The organism is Variovorax sp. Soil_C_39, from assembly GCF_057656815.1.
The window spans coordinates 303864-322873 of record NZ_JBDGJQ010000004.1 but is presented as its reverse complement, the minus strand read 5'-3'; the positions used below and the strand labels follow the sequence as shown (position 1 = coordinate 322873).

General features: G+C 68.6%; 21 protein-coding genes. 12 read left to right on the top strand and 9 right to left on the bottom strand.

Going from position 1 to position 19010, the window contains the following annotated elements; genetic code table 11:
- Positions 1-49: 49 nt before the first annotated feature.
- Positions 50-832 carry an SDR family oxidoreductase gene (locus AC3A6J_RS13015; protein WP_487860361.1) on the top strand — a complete coding sequence of 261 codons (783 nt, stop codon included), beginning with the start codon at positions 50-52 and terminating at the stop codon, positions 830-832.
- Positions 833-851: 19 nt separating this feature from the next.
- Here the strand turns inward: AC3A6J_RS13015 and AC3A6J_RS13010 are convergent, their stop codons facing one another.
- From AC3A6J_RS13010 to AC3A6J_RS12980, 7 genes are all read right to left on the bottom strand, one after another.
- On the bottom strand, positions 852-1160 hold the full coding sequence (locus AC3A6J_RS13010) for a copper-binding protein (protein WP_487860606.1): 309 nt from the start codon (positions 1158-1160) through the stop codon (positions 852-854).
- Between the two features lie 29 nt (positions 1161-1189).
- Positions 1190-1696: a cupredoxin domain-containing protein gene (locus tag AC3A6J_RS13005; protein ID WP_487860360.1), complete on the bottom strand. Its 507-nt coding sequence runs from the start codon at positions 1694-1696 to the stop codon at positions 1190-1192.
- A gap of 43 nt (positions 1697-1739) precedes the next feature.
- A complete protein-coding gene (locus AC3A6J_RS13000) occupies positions 1740-3155 on the bottom strand; it encodes a multicopper oxidase family protein (protein WP_487860359.1) in 1416 nt (471 codons plus the stop codon).
- Between the two features lie 21 nt (positions 3156-3176).
- Positions 3177-4610 carry a TolC family protein gene (locus tag AC3A6J_RS12995; RefSeq protein ID WP_487860358.1) on the bottom strand — a complete coding sequence of 478 codons (1434 nt, stop codon included), beginning with the start codon at positions 4608-4610 and terminating at the stop codon, positions 3177-3179.
- Positions 4607-4933: a hypothetical protein gene (locus AC3A6J_RS12990; RefSeq protein WP_487860357.1), complete on the bottom strand. Its 327-nt coding sequence runs from the start codon at positions 4931-4933 to the stop codon at positions 4607-4609. Before AC3A6J_RS12990 ends, AC3A6J_RS12995 begins: the two co-directional genes overlap by 4 nt.
- Before the next feature lie 137 nt (positions 4934-5070).
- Complete coding sequence (locus AC3A6J_RS12985) at positions 5071-5439, bottom strand: hypothetical protein (protein WP_487860356.1); 369 nt, start codon at positions 5437-5439, stop codon at positions 5071-5073.
- Between the two features lie 57 nt (positions 5440-5496).
- The gene (locus tag AC3A6J_RS12980) at positions 5497-5841 is read right to left on the bottom strand and encodes a hypothetical protein (RefSeq protein WP_487860355.1); all 345 of its coding nucleotides are present in this window, start codon (positions 5839-5841) and stop codon (positions 5497-5499) included.
- 191 nt (positions 5842-6032) lie between these two features.
- Between AC3A6J_RS12980 and AC3A6J_RS12975 the strand changes: the two genes are divergently transcribed.
- The 3 genes from AC3A6J_RS12975 to AC3A6J_RS12965 are packed head-to-tail and all read left to right on the top strand — an operon-like array spanning position 6033 to position 8475.
- Positions 6033-6716, top strand: a complete 684-nt coding sequence (locus tag AC3A6J_RS12975) for a heavy metal response regulator transcription factor (RefSeq protein ID WP_487860354.1) — start codon at positions 6033-6035, stop codon at positions 6714-6716.
- Positions 6713-8053 carry a heavy metal sensor histidine kinase gene (locus AC3A6J_RS12970; protein ID WP_487860353.1) on the top strand — a complete coding sequence of 447 codons (1341 nt, stop codon included), beginning with the start codon at positions 6713-6715 and terminating at the stop codon, positions 8051-8053. The genes AC3A6J_RS12975 and AC3A6J_RS12970 overlap by 4 nt, the downstream gene beginning before the upstream one ends.
- 35 nt (positions 8054-8088) lie before the next feature.
- Positions 8089-8475, top strand: coding sequence for a RidA family protein (locus AC3A6J_RS12965; protein ID WP_487860352.1), 387 nt, complete (start codon positions 8089-8091; stop codon positions 8473-8475).
- 16 nt (positions 8476-8491) lie between these two features.
- On the opposite strand, the gene AC3A6J_RS12960 is transcribed toward AC3A6J_RS12965, so the two are convergent.
- Both AC3A6J_RS12960 and AC3A6J_RS12955 read right to left on the bottom strand, forming a co-directional pair.
- Positions 8492-9394: an amidohydrolase family protein gene (locus AC3A6J_RS12960; protein ID WP_487860351.1), complete on the bottom strand. Its 903-nt coding sequence runs from the start codon at positions 9392-9394 to the stop codon at positions 8492-8494.
- Positions 9395-9449: 55 nt separating this feature from the next.
- Complete coding sequence (locus AC3A6J_RS12955; protein WP_487860350.1) at positions 9450-10448, bottom strand: Bug family tripartite tricarboxylate transporter substrate binding protein; 999 nt, start codon at positions 10446-10448, stop codon at positions 9450-9452.
- A gap of 148 nt (positions 10449-10596) precedes the next feature.
- Here AC3A6J_RS12955 and AC3A6J_RS12950 point away from each other — a divergent pair, with 148 nt between their 5' ends.
- From AC3A6J_RS12950 to AC3A6J_RS12915, 8 genes are all read left to right on the top strand, one after another.
- Positions 10597-11157 (top strand): VOC family protein, encoded by a 561-nt coding sequence (locus AC3A6J_RS12950; RefSeq protein WP_487860349.1) that lies wholly within the window; start codon positions 10597-10599, stop codon positions 11155-11157.
- Positions 11150-12658, top strand: coding sequence for a bifunctional 3-(3-hydroxy-phenyl)propionate/3-hydroxycinnamic acid hydroxylase MhpA (mhpA, locus tag AC3A6J_RS12945; protein ID WP_487860348.1), 1509 nt, complete (start codon positions 11150-11152; stop codon positions 12656-12658). The genes AC3A6J_RS12950 and mhpA overlap by 8 nt, the downstream gene beginning before the upstream one ends.
- A gap of 33 nt (positions 12659-12691) precedes the next feature.
- On the top strand, positions 12692-13429 hold the full coding sequence (locus tag AC3A6J_RS12940; RefSeq protein ID WP_487860347.1) for an IclR family transcriptional regulator: 738 nt from the start codon (positions 12692-12694) through the stop codon (positions 13427-13429).
- A 46-nt stretch (positions 13430-13475) separates the two neighbouring features.
- Complete coding sequence (locus tag AC3A6J_RS12935; protein ID WP_487860346.1) at positions 13476-14327, top strand: fumarylacetoacetate hydrolase family protein; 852 nt, start codon at positions 13476-13478, stop codon at positions 14325-14327.
- A 74-nt stretch (positions 14328-14401) separates the two neighbouring features.
- On the top strand, positions 14402-14854 hold the full coding sequence (locus AC3A6J_RS12930) for a DUF1801 domain-containing protein (protein WP_487860345.1): 453 nt from the start codon (positions 14402-14404) through the stop codon (positions 14852-14854).
- A gap of 10 nt (positions 14855-14864) precedes the next feature.
- A complete protein-coding gene (locus AC3A6J_RS12925) occupies positions 14865-15113 on the top strand; it encodes a DUF7661 family protein (RefSeq protein ID WP_487860344.1) in 249 nt (82 codons plus the stop codon).
- Positions 15110-15631, top strand: coding sequence for an N-acetyltransferase family protein (locus tag AC3A6J_RS12920; RefSeq protein ID WP_487860343.1), 522 nt, complete (start codon positions 15110-15112; stop codon positions 15629-15631). Before AC3A6J_RS12925 ends, AC3A6J_RS12920 begins: the two co-directional genes overlap by 4 nt.
- A gap of 475 nt (positions 15632-16106) precedes the next feature.
- On the top strand, positions 16107-19010 hold a 2904-nt coding region (locus tag AC3A6J_RS12915), incomplete at its 3' end, for a hypothetical protein (RefSeq protein WP_487860342.1).

Sequence of the window (19010 nt, the reverse complement as noted above, 5' to 3'; positions counted from 1 at the left end):
CCGATCGACTGAATTCCGAAACCCTGATCGCATCGCTGGAGCTCACGGCATGAGCTTCGACCTTCAGCTGAAAGGCCAGCGGGCGCTGGTCACGGGCGGCACCAAAGGCGTCGGCGCCGCTGTCGTCGAGGTGTTGCGCGCGGCCGGTGTGGAGGTGATGGCCACCGCCCGCGCTGCGCCCGTGCAACCGGCCGAGGGCGTGACCTATCTCGCCGCGGACCTGTCGACAGCGGAAGGCGCGGCGGAGGTTGTACGCGCAGTGCGCGAGCGCTGGGGCGGCGTCGACATCCTCGTCAATGTGGTCGGCGGTTCCAGCGCGCCTGGCGGCGGCTTCGCTGCGCTGGACGATGCGCAGTGGTTCGACGCGTTGAACCAGAACCTCATGCCAGCCGTGCGGCTCGACCGCGCATTGCTGCCTGCGATGCTGGCGCAAGGCGCCGGCGTCATCGTGCACGTCAGCTCGATCCAGCGCCTGCTGCCTCTGCCGGAATCAACGACCGCCTATGCGGCCGCGAAGGCGGCGTTGTCCACCTACAGCAAGGCCTTGTCGAAAGAGGTGACCCCGAAAGGCGTGCGCGTGCTGCGCGTGTCGCCCGGGTGGGTCGAGACCGAAGCGTCCGTCGCGCTGGCTCAGCGGCTGGCCACGCAGGCCGGCACCGACTACGAAGGCGGCAAGCAGATCATCATGCAATCGCTCGGCGGCATTCCGCTCGGGCGGCCTGCGAAGCCGCAGGAAGTCGCGGACCTGATTGCCTTCCTGGTGTCTCCGCGGGCGGCTTCGATCTCGGGTTCGGAGCACCTGATCGACGGGGGGACGGTGCCGACGGTGTAGGCGCGAAGCCGCACACGGCTCAGCGCGCGCCTTCGATCCGCGTCACAACGATCTTCCCTTCCACCTTTTCCGCATCGAACCGCACCTTGTCGCCCACCTGGAGCTTCTCGAGCAGCGCCGCGTCCTTCACGCCGAACACCATCGTCATGGGCGGCATGTCGAGGCTCTTGAGCGGGCCATGCTTGATCGTGAGTTTGCTGTTCTCCTTGTCGATTTTGCGGATCTCGCCGTCGGCGAGTTCGGCAGCAACAGCACCGGACACCGAGGCGATCACCAACAACGACGCGGCGAATGCCTTGCGGGTGAAATCACCCCAAAAATTCTTCATCATGCTTCTGTGCTCCTTCATCTGATCGATCACTTGGCTGCGGCACCAGCTGCCGCCACCTTGCCGACATTCACGGCCCCTTTCATGCCTGCGTCGTAGTGCCCCGGCTGCAGGCACCCGAAATCGACCTTGCCGGCCTCGGTGAAGCGCCAGACGATCTCGCCGGTCTTGCCGGCGGCCAGGGTCACCATGTTCGGCTCGGCATGTTCCATCTCGGGGTTCTTCTTCATCGCCTCGTAGTGCGCCTCGAGGTCCTTCTGGGTGCCGAGCACGAGTTCATGCTTCAGCTGCCCGGCGTTGCGGACGACGAAGCGCACGGTGTCGCCCTTCTTCACGCGGATGTCGGCTGGCGAGAAGCGCATGTTGTCGGTCATGTCGACATGGACGGTTCGCGTGGCCCGGGCCGCCACGCCGGGCCGGCCGATGGCGTTGCCGGCGTCGTGCCCATGGCCGCCGGCGTGGGTGCCGGCGGCCATGGCGCCTGTCGCCGCCAGGGTGGCGAACAAGATGGTGGTGTTGCGCAGGATGTGTTTCATGGTGTCCTTCGGGAGTGGGTAGTCAAAAACAGGAAAACAAGGATCAATGCCCCGCATGCCCGCCACGTGGCTTGCGCACCTGCACCTCGATGTCGGATGCGGGCATGTTCCGCGCGGGCATCGCGGCGGCGCCGGCGTGGCCGCCGTGCCGTTGCAGTGGTGGTGGCGGCGCCTCGGCGCCTGCGCCGTCGAGTTCATAGGCCACGGTGCCCTGGGGATGCTTGAACCACCCGGGGTTCGCGTAGTCGCCGGGCTTCTGGTCCTTGCGCACCTTGACGACGCTGAACATGCCGCCCATCTCGACCGAGCCGAACGGGCCCTGGCCGGCCATCATGGGTGCGGTGTTGTCGGGCAGCGGCATCTCCATCTCGGCCATGTCGGCCATGCCGCGCTCGCCCATGACCATGTAGTCGGGCACGAGCCGCGTGATCTGCCGTGCCACGTCCTTGTGGTCAAGGCCGATCATCGTGGGCACCTCGTGGCCCATCGCGTTCATCGTGTGATGGCTCTTGTGGCAATGGAAGGCCCAGTCGCCCTCCTCGTCGGCCACGAACTCGATCTGCCGCATCTGGCCGACCGCCACGTCGGTGGTCACCTCGTGAAAGCGCGTGCTGCGCGGCGTGGGGCCGCCGTCGGTGCCGGTCACCAGGAACTCGTGCCCGTGCAGGTGCATCGGGTGGTTGGTCATGGTGAGGTTGCCCATGCGGATGCGCACCTTGTCGTTGAGCCGCACGTTGAGCGAGTCGATGCCGGGAAAGATCCGGCTGTTCCACGACCAGAGGTTGAAGTCCAGCATCGTCATGATCTTGGGCGTGGCGCTGCCGGGCTCCACGTCGTACGCGTTGAGCAGGAACACGAAGTCGCGATCGACCTTCTCGATCAATGGATGCTCGCCCTTCGGGTGCGTGACCCAGAAACCCATCATGCCCATCGCCATCTGCGTCATCTCGTCGGCATGCGGGTGGTACATGAAGGTGCCGGGGCGGCGCGCGACGAACTCGTAGACGAAGGTCTTGCCCGGCCGGATCGGCGGCTGGGTCAGGCCCGAGACGCCGTCCATGCCGTTGGGCAGGCGCTGGCCGTGCCAATGCACGCTGGTGTGCTCGGGCAACCGGTTGGTCACGAAGATGCGCACGCGGTCACCTTCGACGACTTCGATGGTCGGGCCGGGCGACTGGCCGTTGTAGCCCCAGAGGTTGGCCTTGAAGCCGGGCGCCATCTCGCGCACCACGGGCTCGGCGACGAGATGGAACTCCTTCACGCCGTTGTTCATGCGCCATGGCAGCGTCCAGCCGTTGAGCGTGACCACGGGGTTGTAGGGCCGGCCGGTCGCCGGCACGAGCGGCGGCATGGTGTCGGGGCGGGTCTGCAGCACGGGCTCAGGCAAGGCGGCCATGGCGACCTTGCTCACGCCCGCGGCGGCGATGGCACCCGCGAGGAAATTGCGTCTGTTGGTCATTGGATTGGTCGTTCGAATGGTTCAGTGGGCGGGGCCGGCAGGCGCGGCAGTGCCCGCCGATGCGGCCATGGCCGTCGTGGCGCCGGGTTTGCCGATCAGCGATGCGGCGAGCGCCGCATCGGCCAGCCAGAACTGCTGCTGCGCGTTGATGGCGCCGGTCACGCTCGCGATCTGGTCACGCGCCTCGGCGAGCAGCTCGAACACGCCGATCAGCATGCCGTTGTAGCGAAGCACGTTCTCGTCGGCCATGGCCTGGCGCAGCGGCACGATCTCGTCGCGGTAGTGCCGCGCGATGTCGTAGGCGGTGCGGTAGGCCGAGTAGCCCTCTCGCAGCTGCGACGAAGCGCCGCGCACGGCGGCGTCGTAGCGATGGGCCGCGGCCAGCGAGCGCGCATCGAGCGCATCGCGCTGCGCCGAGCCCCAGTCGAACAGCGGCAACCGGATGTCGAGCTCGAAGCCGCGCCGCGTGCTGCGGTGGCCGTCGGCATTGTCGAACACGGTGTCGCGCCGCCCGCCCACCTCCACGTCGATGAAGCTCGACAGCAGGTTGAGGCCCTGCGACCGGCCCGCCACGTCGAGCTGCGCGCTCGCCAGCTGCACGTCGAGCCGCTGCGCGGTGGCAGTGGCGGCCACCTCGCCCGCTTCGCGCGGCGCCTTCGGCAGATCGGGCAGCCGTTCGGGCAGCGCCAGCCTGGCGGCCTGTGCGTCGTCGAGGCCGAGCACGCGCACCAGTTCCTCGCGCGCGGCAGTGGCGGCATGCTGCGCCGAGGCCAGCTGCGTGGCCGCGTCGGCATAGAACACCTGTTGGCGCGCACGCTGCAGCTTGCTGAAGTTGCCGATGCGCTGCATGCGCCGTGCGAGCTCCGCACTGGCCTCTGCGGCGCTGTTCACCTGGCGCGCGTAGTGCAGCAGCTGCTGTGCGGCCACGGCGCGCACCCAGGCCTGGCGCACCTGCGTGACCTGGTCGACCACCGCACCGGTGAGCTGCACCCTGGCCGCGGCCGACTGGCTGCGTGCCATCGACAGCCGCTGCGGCAGCAGGATCAGGTCGACGAGCCCGATGGACAGCAGCCGCCCGAGTTCGAGCTCGCTGTCCATGCGCATGCGCTCGAAGCTGAACACCGGGTTCGCGATCCGGCCGCCCTGGTCGGCCGCGGCCATGTCGGCCCAGCCCTCGGCGACGAGCGCCTGCACGGCGGGGCTGTTGGCCAGCGCCAGCCGCACGGCGTCGTTCTGCGACAGCGGGCGGGACAGCAGGTCTTCGGCCAGCGCTGCACGGCGCTCACGCTGCGCGGGGGTGCGCGCCAGTTCGAGCTGGCCGTGCGTGAATTGGCCGGCCTGCGTGTTGGTGTCCTGCAGGGCCTCGTCGATGCCGACCGAGGCGCAGCCGGCCAGCGCGAGCACCGCGAGCGCGGCCGCCACGGGACGCAGCGGCAACAACAGCATGCGACTCATGGCTGCTTCTCCTTCGACGGCGCGGGGTCGTGGCGATGGTGATCCGCATGCGGATCGGGGGGCGCGGTTTGGCCCGCGCCGCCCGCTTCGGACGACGGCTCGGCTGCTTCCCTGGCATAGGCGCGCCATCCGCCACGGCGGTGGACCGTGTCGTTGGCTTCCTTCCAGGGAATGGGCTTCTCGTCGGCGAAGGCTTGGTAGCCCTCGAATGCGCTCTGGTAGCGCGGGATGGCGGTTGCGGGAGCGGGCTGTGCCACGGCAGCGGACGCCGCCGCCATGGCGGAAAAGACGGCCAGCCAGGCGGCCGGCAAAGAATGGAACATGGAGTCGGTCCTCGCGCGTTCAGGAACGGAATGCGTCGGCGCGGCCCGCGAAAGCGGCCGTGCGCGGATGACGCAGGCGATGCAGGCGCTCGCCCGTGGTCCGAACGGACCGCGAGCGCGCGCGAATCAGCAACGCTTCAGGCGCGAGGAGGTCGGTCGAGAAGGCGCGGCGCGACCGTGGCCAGCGCGGAGGGCGGCTCGGTCAGGTCGGCGCGGGGAAGACCCTGGAACACGACGAGTTCCAGCGTGCAGGTGAGCGCGGTCGCCTGGCAGGCGCCGCAGTTTCCGCACTTGTGCGCGGCATCGTCGGATGCATGGATGGACCCTGTCCCGGCATCGTCTGCCGCGGACGCGTGCATCGCATGGGCGTCGTGCGAGGCAGCGGGTGCCGCGCTCGCCACGCTGCCATGCTCGGATTCGCAGAATGCCATGGCCGCCGCCGCATAGGCCTGGAAAGGCACTGCGAGCGCGACGAGCCAGAAAACGAAGAGGCGGACCCTTTGCATGCTGCCTATTCTAAGAGGCCTGAGAGACAAGCTTGCGCCGGAGGCCGCTCGCGGGTCTCAGCGCGGGCCGAGCCGCGAATAGGTGTCCCAGTTGGGTTGCGATCGCGCGGCCTCCAGCTCGGCTACAACTTCCTGCCGCGACTTGGCGGGCCCAACCTTTGGCGTCGCACGCACGCCCCAGCGCAGCATGCCCGCCCATTGGGGGCTTTTTTGCGCGGCGGCCAGATCGGCAGCAGCCTCTGCGCTCGTCTTCGGCTTGCCCGCGGCGGCTGGGTGATAGACGATGCCCGCTTCGGTCGGTGCGAAATGCGATGGCCCGTCGGCGAACGCCGTGAGCGGCACCGCGGCCATGCTGCCGAAGCCAAGGGCCAATGCGAGAGAGAGGGTATGGCGGTTCGTCATGAGGAGTTTCCTTCGGTCGATGTCAGTAAGAGACGCATTCCTGCGATCGCCGGCTGCCCTTTTACAAACCGGCGATGCGAGCCTTTCGACTTGCACGGCTCAACTCTAGAAATCGCATCCGTCGATCACCCGTCATTTGCATTACAAAGAAGTAATCTGCGCCTGCCCTGCCTGCGGCTACCATCCCCGCCATGCGAATCCTGGTCATCGAAGACGAACCGAAGCTCGGCGACTACCTGCAGAAAGGGCTCTCCGAAAGCGGCTTCGTGGTCGATCTCTCACGCACCGGCATCGAAGGACGTCCACTTGCGCTCGATGGCGAGTACGACCTGCTGGTGCTCGATGTGATGCTGCCGGGCATCGACGGCTTTGCCGTGCTGGAGGGCGTGCGCAAGTCCAAGGCCATGCCCGTGCTGATGCTCACGGCGCGCGACGAGGTGGCCGACAGGGTCCGCGGGCTGCAAAGCGGTGCCGACGACTACCTGGCCAAGCCGTTCGCGTTCTCGGAACTGCTGGCCCGCATCCAGGCGCTGCTGCGGCGTGGCCAGCTTCGGGAAGTCTCCGCCTACGTCCTCAAGGACCTGACCCTCGACATTGCGGCGCGCAAGGCCAACCGCAGCGGCCAGCGCCTGGACCTCACGGCCAAGGAGTTCGCGCTGCTGACGCAATTGATGCGCCGGCAAGGCAACGTACTCTCGCGCACGCAGCTCGCGGAACTGGTGTGGGACATGAATTTCGACAGCGACACCAACATCGTCGAAGTGGCCATTCGCCGCTTGCGCAGCAAGCTCGACGATCCGTTCAGGGAAAAGCTCCTGCACACCGTGCGCGGCATGGGCTACGTGCTCGAAAGCCGCCAGGGTCCCGATCGGTGAGCACGCGTTCGATCGAGCGCTCGCTGTCGCGCTGGTTCGCGGCCCAGACACTGGCGGGATTGAGCGTGGTGTGCATCGCGATCTACGTGGTGACATCCTGGAGCTTCCAGGTCAAGCAGGAGAGCGAGTTCGAACGCCAGTCCGAGCTGGTGTGGCACCTGATCCAGGAATCCCGCGACAACCCCGGCGGCGACAGCTTGCGCCACAAGCTCGACGACTTCTTCGCCACCCACTCCGAAATCAGCCTCGTGCTTCGACAAGGCGACACGGTCATCTACGCCTCTCAACCGCGCCGCACGTCGGCGCTCTGGCAATGGATGCCCGGCACGGGACAACGGCACCCTTCCGAGGCCGGCACCATGCAACTGCAGCTCGCCATCGACGTTCAGGAAGACCGGCGGTTGCTGACGCGCCTCGCCTGGACACTCGTCGGCGCGGTGGTGTTCGGTGCCTTGCTGGTCGCCTGGACCGGCTCGCTGCTGGTGCGCCGCGGCCTCAAGCCGCTGCAGACGCTGGTTCAACAGACCGCGGCCACAGGCCCTGCATTTCCAGGGCGTCGCATCGACCCCGCGCCCTACACCTCGGAGATCAGGCCCTGGGTGGTCCAGTTCAACGCGGTGCTCGATCGCGCCGAACAGGCCTACCAGCAGCTCGAAGCCTTCAATGCCGATGTCGCGCACGAACTGCGCACCCCGCTCGCGAACCTGACCGGCATGGTCGAGGTCGAACTGGCGCGGCCACGCTCGGCGGAGGAGCTGCACGAGGTGCTCCTGTCCGTGCTCGAAGAGGCGCGGCGCATGTCCACCATCGTGGCCGATATGCTCTTCCTGTCGCATGCGGACCGCGGCGCCGTCGCACGGCGCTCGGTGCCGGTCAGCCTGGCGCAGCAGGTGCGCACGGTGCTCGACTTTCACGAGGCGATGCTCGAGGCCTCGGGCCTGTGGGTCGAGCTCCGGGGCGACGCACAGGTCGGCATCGACGCAGGCTTGGTGCGGCGGGCGCTGTCGAACCTGTTGAGCAACGCAAGCCGCTACGCGATACCGGGGTCCAGCATCGCAGTGACGATCGACGAGGATGCTGACGGTGTCTGGATCAAGGTTGCGAATCGCGGCGAGCCGATTCCGGCCGAACTGCTGCCGCAGCTCTTCAAGCGGTTCTATCGGGGCGAGCGCTCCCGCACCGCATCGTCCGAGCACCACGGGTTGGGCCTCGCGATCGTGGCGGCGATCGCGCGCATGCATGGTGGACAGACCTGCGCATCGTCGTGCTCGGGCGTGACGGAGATCGGCTTTTCGCTGACGGCAGACGCGGCACGGCAACTGCCGCGCGTGGTTTAGCATCGCCAGCCTTCCCACAGACTGGCGACAGAACCATGGCGCGACAACGCATCAGCTCAGGCTCCACCTTCGAGGAACAGATCGGCTATTCGCGCGCCGTGGTGGCGGGCGACTGGGTCTTCGTCTCGGGCACCACCGGCTTCGACTACGCGACGATGACCATCGCCGAGGGCGTCGTCGCGCAGGCCGAGCAGTGCCTGAAGAACATCGTGTCGGCGCTGGCGCAGGCCGGCGCGACCATAGACGACGTGGTGCGCGTGACCTACGTGCTGCCCGACGGCACCGACTTCGAGGTCTGCTGGCCCGTGCTGCGCAAGTACTTCGGCAGCGTTCGCCCGGCCGCGATGATGATCTCGGCCGGGCTCGCGGACCCGCGCATGAAGATCGAGATCGAGGTCACGGCATTGAAGGGCTCGGGCTGACCCGCAGCCTGAACGATCAGGGCGCCATGCCCACCAGCCGAAGCAGGTTGCCGCGCGCCACCGCTTCACGCGCGGCCGGCGCGAGCTGGCGCAGCAAGTTCTGCACACTGGCGAACTTCATCGCCTCCAGCGGGGCCGAGCGATGGCTCGCATCGGTGCCGACCATGAAGCGGTGCGGCATGTCCTCGATCAGCCGCAGCCACTCGGGCCACACGTTCTCGTGATCCCGGAGGATCGTGTAATCGGGCGAGCGCGGATGCCGCGGCCAGGTGCGTGCGCTGAGCTCGTAGTGGAGGTTGGGATGGCGCTCGAGCATGCGCCGCGCCAGGAACAGCGGCGTGTAGCCGCCATGGGCCCAGATTACGTCGACATCGCGAAAGCGCTCGAGCATCTCGCCCAGTTCGGCCATGCGGGTCGACTCGACGTGCACCATCACCGGCACCTTGTGCTTGCGCGCGAGCGCCATGATGCCGGTCATCATCGCGCCGGTGGGGCTGAAGTCGGTCTCGGCGAAGCCGGCCGACGGAAAGTGCGCGGCCGAGATCTCGCCGATGCCCTTGAACTCGCCCGACGAGAGCAAGGCATCGAGTTGCGCGAGCAGCGACGGGTCGTCGCTCTCCCAGGCGGGCCGGTAGGCCGTGCGCTCGGGCGAGATCGACGCGAACGGGATCAGCCGGCCCGGATGGCGGCGCGCCGCTTCCAGCACCGTGTCGTTGCTGCTCCGGCCGCCCCAGAACACCACCGCATTCGTGGCGCCCCAGCGCGCCATCAGCTGCAGCTGCATGTCCGGGTCGTTCAGGTGCACGTGCGCATCGGCGAACGGGACTAACTCCGGGTCCGCACCGGAGAGCGGCTGGGCGCATGCGGGCAGTGCAAGCGAAAGGCAGGCGGCGGACAACAGTGCGACAGCAAGGCGCATGGGCGGCGAGATCAGATGAAAACGACGCACGCATGATGCCGCAACGCGCGGCTTTTCAGCGCTCCCCGTCGAGCTTCACCCCCGCTTCGCGGATCACCTTGCCCCACATCGCGCGGTCGGCCGTGATGAAGGCCGCGAACTCGGCCGGCGTGTTGCAGCGCAGTTCGCCGCCGTAGTCGCGCCACTTGCGGGCGAGCTCGGGCGACTGGCAGGCCTTCTGCATCGCGGCGCTGAGCTTGTCGAGCACCGGCTTCGGCGTGCCTGCGGGCGCCAGGATGCCCTGCCACGCGATCGGCGCGTAGTCGGGCAGGCCGGCCTCGGCGAAGGTCGGCACATTGGGAAAGCTCGCCGACCGTTCCTTGCCCGTGATGGCCAGCAATTTGAGCTTGCCGGCGTGGATATTGCCGGCGGCCGCGGGCAGGCCGTCGAACATGAGCTGCACCTGCCCGGCCAGGAGGTCGGTGTAGGGGCTGTTGCTGTTGTAGGGCACGAGATTCGTCTTGACGCCTGCGGCGCGGTTGAACCACACGGCCGACAGGTGCGAATAGCTGCCGATGCCCGCGGTCGCGACCGCCACCGAATCGGGCCGTGCCTTGAGTGCGGCGATCAGCGCGCGCGCGTCCCGAGCCTCGACGCCCGGCGCGGCGATCAGCCCGGTGTTCAGCACGCCGAGCAGGCTCACGGGGGCGAAGTCCTTCTCGGCATTGAATGGCAGCTTCGCATAGAGATGCGGCACCACAGAGAGCGAACTGGTGGTGCCGATGTAGAGCGAGTAGCCGTCGGCCGGCGCCTTGGCCGCGGCCTCGGTGCCGATGATGTTCGAGGCACCGGGGCGGTTCTCGACGAAGAAGCTCTGGCCGAGGAGCTTCGTGAGTTCGGCCGCGATCTCGCGCGCGTTGGCGTCGGGCCCGCTGCCTGCCGGGAAGGGGGCAATGATGCGCACCGGCTTGGCTGGGTAGTCGGCCTGCGCGGCCGCGGTCGCGCCGAGCGCCGCAAGCGCGACGCCTGCCAGCCAGCGCATGGCCGGCATTGTGGTCCTAATCGAAAGCTGCATGGTTTGTCTCCGTATGGGAATGCGTGCGGGGCGCACGGGCCGGATGATGGAATCAAACATTCTAATTGTCAAAATACGATAATCACGCTATTATTTATCCATGCGGCAGTGCGAATTGCCGTACTACTTATCGCATGGAGACATTCGAATGACATCGACCAGCACCCCCGGCCTGCAGTTCAGCCACATCGGCCTCTACGTCACCGACCTGCCGCGGATGGCGCGCTTCTACAAGCAGGCGCTGCGCTTCACGCAGACCGATGCGGGCGATCTGGGCGCGGTGCAGCTGGTGTTCCTGAGCCGCGATCCCGGCGAGCACCACCAGCTGGTGCTGGCCACGGGCCGGCCCGCCGATGCCGGCTTCAACGTGGTCAACCAGATCTCGTTCCGCGTGCCCGACCTCGCGGCGCTGCGCTGGTTCCACGAGCGGCTCATCGCCGAAGGCGGCACCGACATGCATCCGGTCACGCACGGCAACGCGGTCTCGCTCTACGGCCGCGATCCCGAGGGCAACCGGCTCGAGCTCTTCATGGACACACCCTGGTACTGCGAGCAGCCGCTGCGCGAGCCGGTCGACCTCTCGCTGCCCGACGCTGAGATCCTGGCGCGCGCCGAAGCCATCGCCAAGCGCTTTCCAAACTTCATGCCGCGCGCGCAATGGCAGGCCGAGGTGGCGCGCCGCATGGCGCAGGACCAGCAGCGTGGTTGAGCCCGCGCAGCGCTGCCACGACGTGGCAATCGTCGGGCTCGGCCCCACCGGGGCGGTGCTTGCGAACCTGCTCGGTGCCGCGGGGCTTTCGGTGCTGGTGCTCGAGAAGGAACGCGAGGTTTTCGCGCTGCCGCGCGCGATCCATTTCGACGGCGAGGTGCTGCGCATCCTGCAGGCCGCCGGGCTGCGCGAAGAGGCGTTGGCCATCGCACGGCCCGGCGAGCAGGGCATGCATTTCGTCAATGCCGCGGGCGAGACCATGCTGATCCGCGGCGGCACCGCCGCGCTCGGGCCGCACGGCGGCGCCAACAACTACTACTTCCACCAGCCCGAGCTCGAGGCCGTGCTGCGGACAGGACTCAAGCGCTTCGCCAACGTCGAGGTGCGGCTCGGGCATGAGCTCGCCGGCATCTCGCAGGACGCGGACGGCGTCACGCTCGAGGTGCGCGACCTGCTGCACGAGGGCGCGCGCACGTCGCGCGTGCGGGCGCGCTATGCGGTCGGCTGCGACGGCGCGCGCTCGCCGGTGCGCCGCCACATGCAGAGCGCCATGGTCGACCTCGGGCTGCGCCAGCCGTGGCTGGTGTTCGACGTGGTGCTGCGCGAGTCGGTCGACCTGCCCGGCCACACGGTGCAGTACTGCGATCCGGCACGCCCCATGACCTATTGCAACGTGGTCGGCAACCGGCGCCGCTGGGAGATCATGGTGCTGCCCGGCGACGACCGCGAGGCGCTGGTGCAGCCCGCATCGCTCTGGCGGCTGGTCGCGCCCTGGCTGCAGCCCGAGCAGGCGCGGCTGGAACGCGCGGCCATCTACACCTTCCATTCGGTCATCGCCCAGGGCTGGCGCCAGGGCCGGCTGCTGCTCGCGGGCGACGCCTGCCACCAGACGCCGCCCTTCCTCGGCCAAGGCATGTGCGCCGGCCTCCGCGATGCGGCCAACCTGGGCTGGAAGCTCGAGGCCGTGCTCGCGCAGCGGGCCCCGGCCTCGCTGCTCGACACCTACGAGTCGGAGCGCGCGCCGCATGTGCGCGCGCTGATCGAGATGGCGGTGCGGCTCGGCGACATCATCCAGACCACCGATCCCGTGCGCGCGGCCGAGCGCGATGCGCGGTTTCGCGCCGGCCGGCCCGAGGTCTTCGAGCTGCCGCCGCAGATGCTCGGTGCCGGCGCCTTCGAGCCGGCGCCCGGCACGCCCGCCGGCCGCCCGTTTCCGCAGCCGCGCCTGGGCGACGGCCGGCTGCTCGACGAGCTGCTCGGACGCCGCAGCGCCGTCATCGGCCGCGCCGACGCGCTCGCCGCCGCGGCACCCGCGACCGCCGAGCGCTGGCGGCGCAGCGGTGCGCTCGTGATCGATCGGCCCGAGGCGCCGATCGGCGATTGGCTCGACGCCCATGCGGCCCATGCGGTGATACTGCGGCCCGACCGATATATCGTCGGTGTCGCGCGCACGGGGGCCGATCTGGATCGCATTTCGCAATACCTCCCCGTCGCGCCATGAAACCCTGGAGGAATTGGCGTGCCGGAAAAATCCATGTCCAGCCTGGGACGGATGCTGGGCGTGCTCGACCTGTTCGACGACACGCATCTCACGCGCACGGCCGAGGACATCGCGGCCACGCTCGACGTCTCGCTACCCACGGGCTACCGCTATGTGCGGCTGCTGCTCGAGGCCGGGCTGCTGCAGCGCGTGGAAGATTCGCACTACGCGCTGGGGCCGCGCATCATCCTGCTCGACCACTACATCCGCAAGGCCGACCCGGTGCTGCGCGAAGGCGTTCCGGTGATGCGCGAACTGGTCGCGGCCACGGGCTTCGACTGCGTCGCCTCCGGGCTCTTCGGCATGCAGGTGCTCGACACGCACCGCGAGATGGGCGGCGTGCCCGCCACGCTGGCCTACGGCCGCGGGCGGCCGCGGCCGCTCTTTCGCGGCGGTGCGCCCAAGGTGCTGCTCGCTACCTTCGCGCCGGCGCAATTGCGCAAGGTGTTCGATGCGCGCCACGACGAGGCGGTGCAGAGCGGCCTGCCGGCCGAATGGAGCGAGTTCCGCCGCCACTACGCGGCGATCCGCAAGGCCGGCCACTACGTGTCGATCGGCGAACTCGAGCCACAGCTCGCGGCCGTCGCCGCGCCGATCCGCAAGGCCGACGGGGGCGCCTGGGCGGCGATCTCGCTGGTCTTCGACACCTCGCGCCTCGCCATCGTCGATCTCGAAAAGCTGGTCCACCTCGTCACCGAAGGCGCGTCGCGCATAGGAGGTCGGCTGGCGTAGGTGCTTCCTTTCAACCTTCCCCACCAACCTTCCTCACGGACAGACCATGAAATTCATCAGCTACCAATACAACGGCACCGACAGCTACGGCGCGGTGACGGGCGAAGACCGCGTCGTCGACCTGCGTGCGGTCTTCGGCGCGCGCGCCGCCGATCTCAAGGCGCTGATCGCGGCAGACCTGCTCGGCGAAGCGGCCGCGGCCGTCGCCGGTGCGCGCGAAACGCTGCCGCTGAACGCGCTCGGCCTGCTGCCCGTGATCCCGAACCCGGGCAAGATCGTCTGCGTCGGCCTCAACTACGGTGAGCATGTGCGCGAGACCGGCCGCGAAGTGACCGAGAAGCCCACCCTCTTCCTGCGCGTGGCCGAGTCGCAGGTGGCGCACGGCGAAGACATCGTGCTGCCGCCGGAATCGTCGAAGCTCGATTACGAAGGCGAGATCGCCGTCGTCATCGGCCAGGGCGGACGCCGCATCGCCGAGGCCGATGCCTGGAACCACATCGCGGGCTACGCCTGCTACAACGACGGCAGCCTGCGCGACTGGCAGTCGGCCACGCCGCAGTGGACCGCCGGCAAGAACTTCTGGCGCACCGGCGGTTTCGGCCCATGGCTGGTCACGCGCGACGAGATCGCCGACGGGCAGGTCATGACGCTCGTGACGCGGCTCAACGGCCAGGAGATGCAGCGCACCACCACCGACAAGCTGATCCACAGCATCCCGCGCCAGATCGCGCACATCTCGGCCTTCATGCCGCTGGCGCCGGGTGATGTGATCGTCACCGGCACGCCGGGCGGCGTGGGCGCCAAGCGCACGCCGCCGGTGTGGATGAAGGCTGGAGACGTGGTCGAGGTCGAGGTCGATGCGATCGGCGTGCTGCGCAACGGCATCCGCGCCGAGTGAGCCTGTGAGCGCGGCGCGGCATCGCGGGCAGTTAGCATCTCGAGAGAACCGATGCTCCACCCCGAGGAACGCGCATGGCCAAGCCCCACACCACCGTCCCTTCCGCCAGTCCTTCCACCGACAGCGAGCCGGCCGCTTCGGCGCTGATCGACCGCAAGATCGCCGAGCTCGGCGACTGGCGCGGCGCGACGCTCGGCCGCATGCGCGCACTGATCCGCGAGGCCGTGCCCGAGGTGGTGGAAGAAGTGAAGTGGATGGGCACGCCCGTGTGGTCGCACCACGGCATCCTGTGCACCGGCGAGACCTACAAGGCCTGGGTCAAGCTGACCTTCGCCAAGGGCGCGTCGCTCGACGATCCGGCCGGCCTTTTCAACGCGAGCCTCGACGGCAACATGCGCCGCGCGATCGACATCCGCGAAGGCGAGTCGGTGGATGCGGTCGCATTCAAGGCGTTGGTCCGTTCGGCGGCCGCGCACAACGCGTCCAAGGTCAAGGCCAAGACCGCGACGAAACCCAAGACGGCATAGGCGCAGCGCCATGCACCACCTGTTCAACGTCTTCGGCCAGATGGTCCGCGTCGAACGCAGCAGCGACGGCGGCGCGTGGCGGCCCTGGCTCGTAAGCCCCGAAGGCAAGCGCCGGCCGATGGAGCTCGCGATTCCTCCCGAGCTCGCAGCCGGCGAGCTCGGGCAATATCTCTACGACATTTACCACGAGAACGCGACGCCGACGAACGGCGATGTGTTCGAGGTGACTGCGGGCGCACCCTCGGGCGCATCGCCATGAGCCTTTCCATCGAGCCCGTTGCCGAGGCCCACTTCGGGGGCCTGCACGCCGCACTCGACGCGGTCGCGCGCGAGAAGACATACCTCGCCTTCACGCAGGCACCCCCGCGCGAGGCGGCCTTCGAGTTCTACCGCTCGGTCATCGCCGGTGGCGACTGCATGTTCGTCGCGCTCTGGAACGCGCAGGTCGTGGGCTGGTGCGATGTGCTGCCGGTGCGCGGCGAGGCGCGCGCGCACGTCGGCACGCTCGGCATCGGGCTGCTGCCATCGTTCCGGCGGCGTGGCATCGGCGAGCTGCTGTTGAAGACCGCGATCGCGGGCGCCTGGGCCCGCGGGCTCACGCGCATCGAACTGAGCGTGCGCACGGACAACGCGAGTGCCAAGGCGCTGTACCAGCGGCTCGGTTTCGCCACCGAAGGACTGCTGCGGCGCGCCACCCGCGTGGACGGCCGCTACGAGGACAGCCACGCGATGGCGCTGCTGCGCGAGGATGACGACTCGCCGGCCGGGCCGGGATGACGCTCGCCCCGATGTCGAGCCGCCCTGCTCCCGAACGCCTCGGCCTCATGATCGCAGCACGACGTGGCGCGCCACCTCGACGGCCTCAGCTGGTCTGCAGCGCCGCCGACTGAGCGGGACTGGCCGGATCCCGTTGCCATCTTCGGCCGGGCGGCCGCCTCTTCGACCGCCTCTTCGACCGCCTCTTCGACCGCCTCTTCGACCGCCTCTTCGACCGCCTCTTCGACCGCCTCTTCAGACGTCCAAAGTACTCGTCTGACGCGGTCGAATGCCAGAGGCCTCGGGTTTTCCCCCTCCTGTTGTCTGGGGACGTTACGGCGTTCCGTCCTGCTTCGTAACGTAACGACAACCCACGCAACCGGCTCAAAACCGCTTGAAAGCGTGATCTTTTGCGCATTTTTGGCCTTTTGAGGGGGTCTTTGAACACGGCACGCAACTTGCCCCTGTGTTCGGACTATTCACCGAGGAGGCCCTCATGGCTGTTGCTGACAATTCGAATTCTTCTTCTGCCCTGGCGAGCGACAGCAAGGTCGCTCCCGTAGTGATTGCACAGAGCGGGCAGACGCCCGTCATGTCCGGCGGTGTGGCGCCTGTGGTCGCCGGAATGGCGCCGGAAGCCCGCGGCATTGGCTCGATCACCGAGGCCACGCCAGGAACCATGGTGATCCGCGACGGCGTGCAGATGCCCGTGAACGGATCGCAAGCGCTGATTCCCGGCGACCGCGTCATCGTGCCCCAGGACGGCACTGCCAATGTGATCTTCCCCGGCTCGGCCTCCAACAAGGCCCCGCTCGCCGGCGTCCTCACCGGCGGCACCGACGCCACCATCGGCTCGACCAAGCTGCCTGGCGGCCTCGAGCAGGTCAATGTCGACGTGGCGGCCGGCGATCTCCAGATGACACCGCCCGACAGCGACGCCGATGCTGCAGCAGTCGCAGTGACGAAATCCGTGCCCGCAGCTGGCGGCATCGGCCTTGGCGAGTTCGCGCTCGGCGCACTCGGTGCCGTCGGCCTTGGCGCTGCGCTGGGCGGCGGCGGTGGCGGCAGTGACGGCGGCTTCGTTCCTTTCTTCTCCGGCATCGGTGGTACGCCTCCCCCGGGCGGAGGTGAGGACACCGATGCGGACGCTGATTCCGATGCGGACGCTGATTCCGATGCTGACGCCGACGCCGATGCCGATGCCGATGCCGATGCCGATGCCGATGCCGATGCCGATGCCGATGCCGACGCCGACGCCGACGCCGACGCCGACGCCGACGCAGATGCTGATGCTGATGCCGACGCAGATGCAGATGCAGATGCAGATGCCGATGCCGATGCAGATGCCGATGCCGACGCCGATGCCGATGCAGATGCCGATGCGGACGCCGATGCGGATGCGGACGCCGATGCGGATGCGGATGCGGATGCAGATGCGGATGCGGATGCGGATGCAGATGCCGATGCCGATGCGGATGCGGATGCCGATGCGGACGCTGATGCAGATGCGGACGCTGATGCAGATGCAGATGCGGACGCTGATGCAGATGCAGATGCAGATGCAGATGCGGATGCGGATGCGGACGCTGATGCAGATGCGGATGCAGATGCAGATGCCGATGCCGATGCCGATGCCGATGCCGATGCGGACGCTGATGCAGATGCGGACGCTGATGCCGATGCAGACGCAGACGCAGACGCAGACGCAGACGCAGATGCAGACGCAGACGCAGATGCAGATGCCGACGCCGATGCAGACGCCGACGCCGACGCCGACGCCGACGCTGATGCAGACGCAGACGGCGACGCCCTCCTCAATCCGGGCGACGACCTCCTCGGCGGCATCATCGGCTCGACCGGCGACGGCCTCGGCCTGGGCGACTCGCTCGATCCGCTTACCGGCGTCATCGACGAAACGACCGACCTGGTCGACAACATCCTGGCCCCAGTGCTGGGTGAGGAATTCACGCCCGACAATCCGAACCAGTTCGACCCGGTGGACGACGTGGCAGAGACCGTGCTCGACAGCGTCGGCGAAGCCATCAGCCCCGCGCTGGACGGCCTGCTCGGCGCTGGCGCCACCGATTCGCTGGTCGGCCAGGTCGACTACGTGACCGATGCGCTCCAGAACGGCCTCGACAACCTCGTGGGCACCGACGGCATCCTGAGCGGCGCCACCGAAGCGCTCGGCTTGGACGGCGTCGTCAACGACCTGGTCGGTGACGGCGGCGTGGTCGAGAACGTGGTCGAGGGCCTGCTCGGCGACAACAGCCTCGTGGCCGGCCTGGTCAGCGAAGAAGGTCTCGTGGGTGGCCTGCTCGCCGAAGAGGGCCTGGTCGGCGGCCTGCTCGCCGAAGACGGTGTGGTCGGCGGCCTGCTCGGCAGCGTGATGAACGACGACGGACTCGTGGGTGGCCTGATCGGCGATGACGGCCTGCTGGGCGGCCTGCTCGGCGGACCGCTCGGCGAAGAGGGCCTGCTGGGCACCCTGCTCGGCGACGACGGTGCGCTCGGCGGCCTGCTGGGCGACGAAGGCCTGGTCGGTGGCCTGCTCGGCGGCGACGGCGCCCTTGCCGGCCTGCTCGGCAGCGAAGGCCTGACCGGCGGTCTGCTGGGCCAGGACGGCGTGGTGGACAACCTGCTGGGCGCTGACGGCGTGCTGGGCGGCGTGCTCGCCGACAGCCCGCTGGGTGGCCTGCTCGGCGGCGAAGACGCCCTGCTTGGCGGTGTGCTCGATGGCGTGCTCGGCGACAACGGCCTGCTTGGTGGCCTGCTTGGCGACGGCGGTGCCGGCGGCATTCTCTTCGGCTCCGGCGGCCTGCTGGGTAACGACGGTCCGGTCGGTGGTCTGTTGAACGGAGACCTCCTCGGCGGCGACCTGCTGGACGGCGTGCTCGGCGAAGACGGCCTGCTCGGTGGTCTGCTGGGTGGTGGCCTATTGGGTGGCGACCTGCTCGGCGGTGACCTGCTGGGCGGCGTGCTCGGTGAAGACGGCATCGTCGGCGGCCTGCTCGGTGGCGACCTCCTGGGTGGCGACCTGCTCGGCGGCATCCTCGGCGAAGACGGCCTGGTAGGCGGCCTGCTCGGTGGCGACCTCCTTGGTGGCGATCTGCTCGGCGGCATCCTCGGCGAAGACGGCATCGTCGGCGGCCTGCTCGGTGGCGACCTCCTTGGTGGTGACCTGCTCGGCGGCGTGCTCGGCGAAGACGGCATCGTCGGCGGCCTGTTGGGCGGCGACCTCCTCGGCGGTGACCTGCTCGGCGGCGTGCTTGGCGAAGACGGCATCGTCGGCGGCCTGCTCGGTGGCGACCTGCTCGGCGGCGTGCTCGGCGAAGACGGCATCGTCGGCGGCCTGTTGGGCGGCGACCTCCTCGGCGGTGACCTGCTCGGCGGCGTGCTT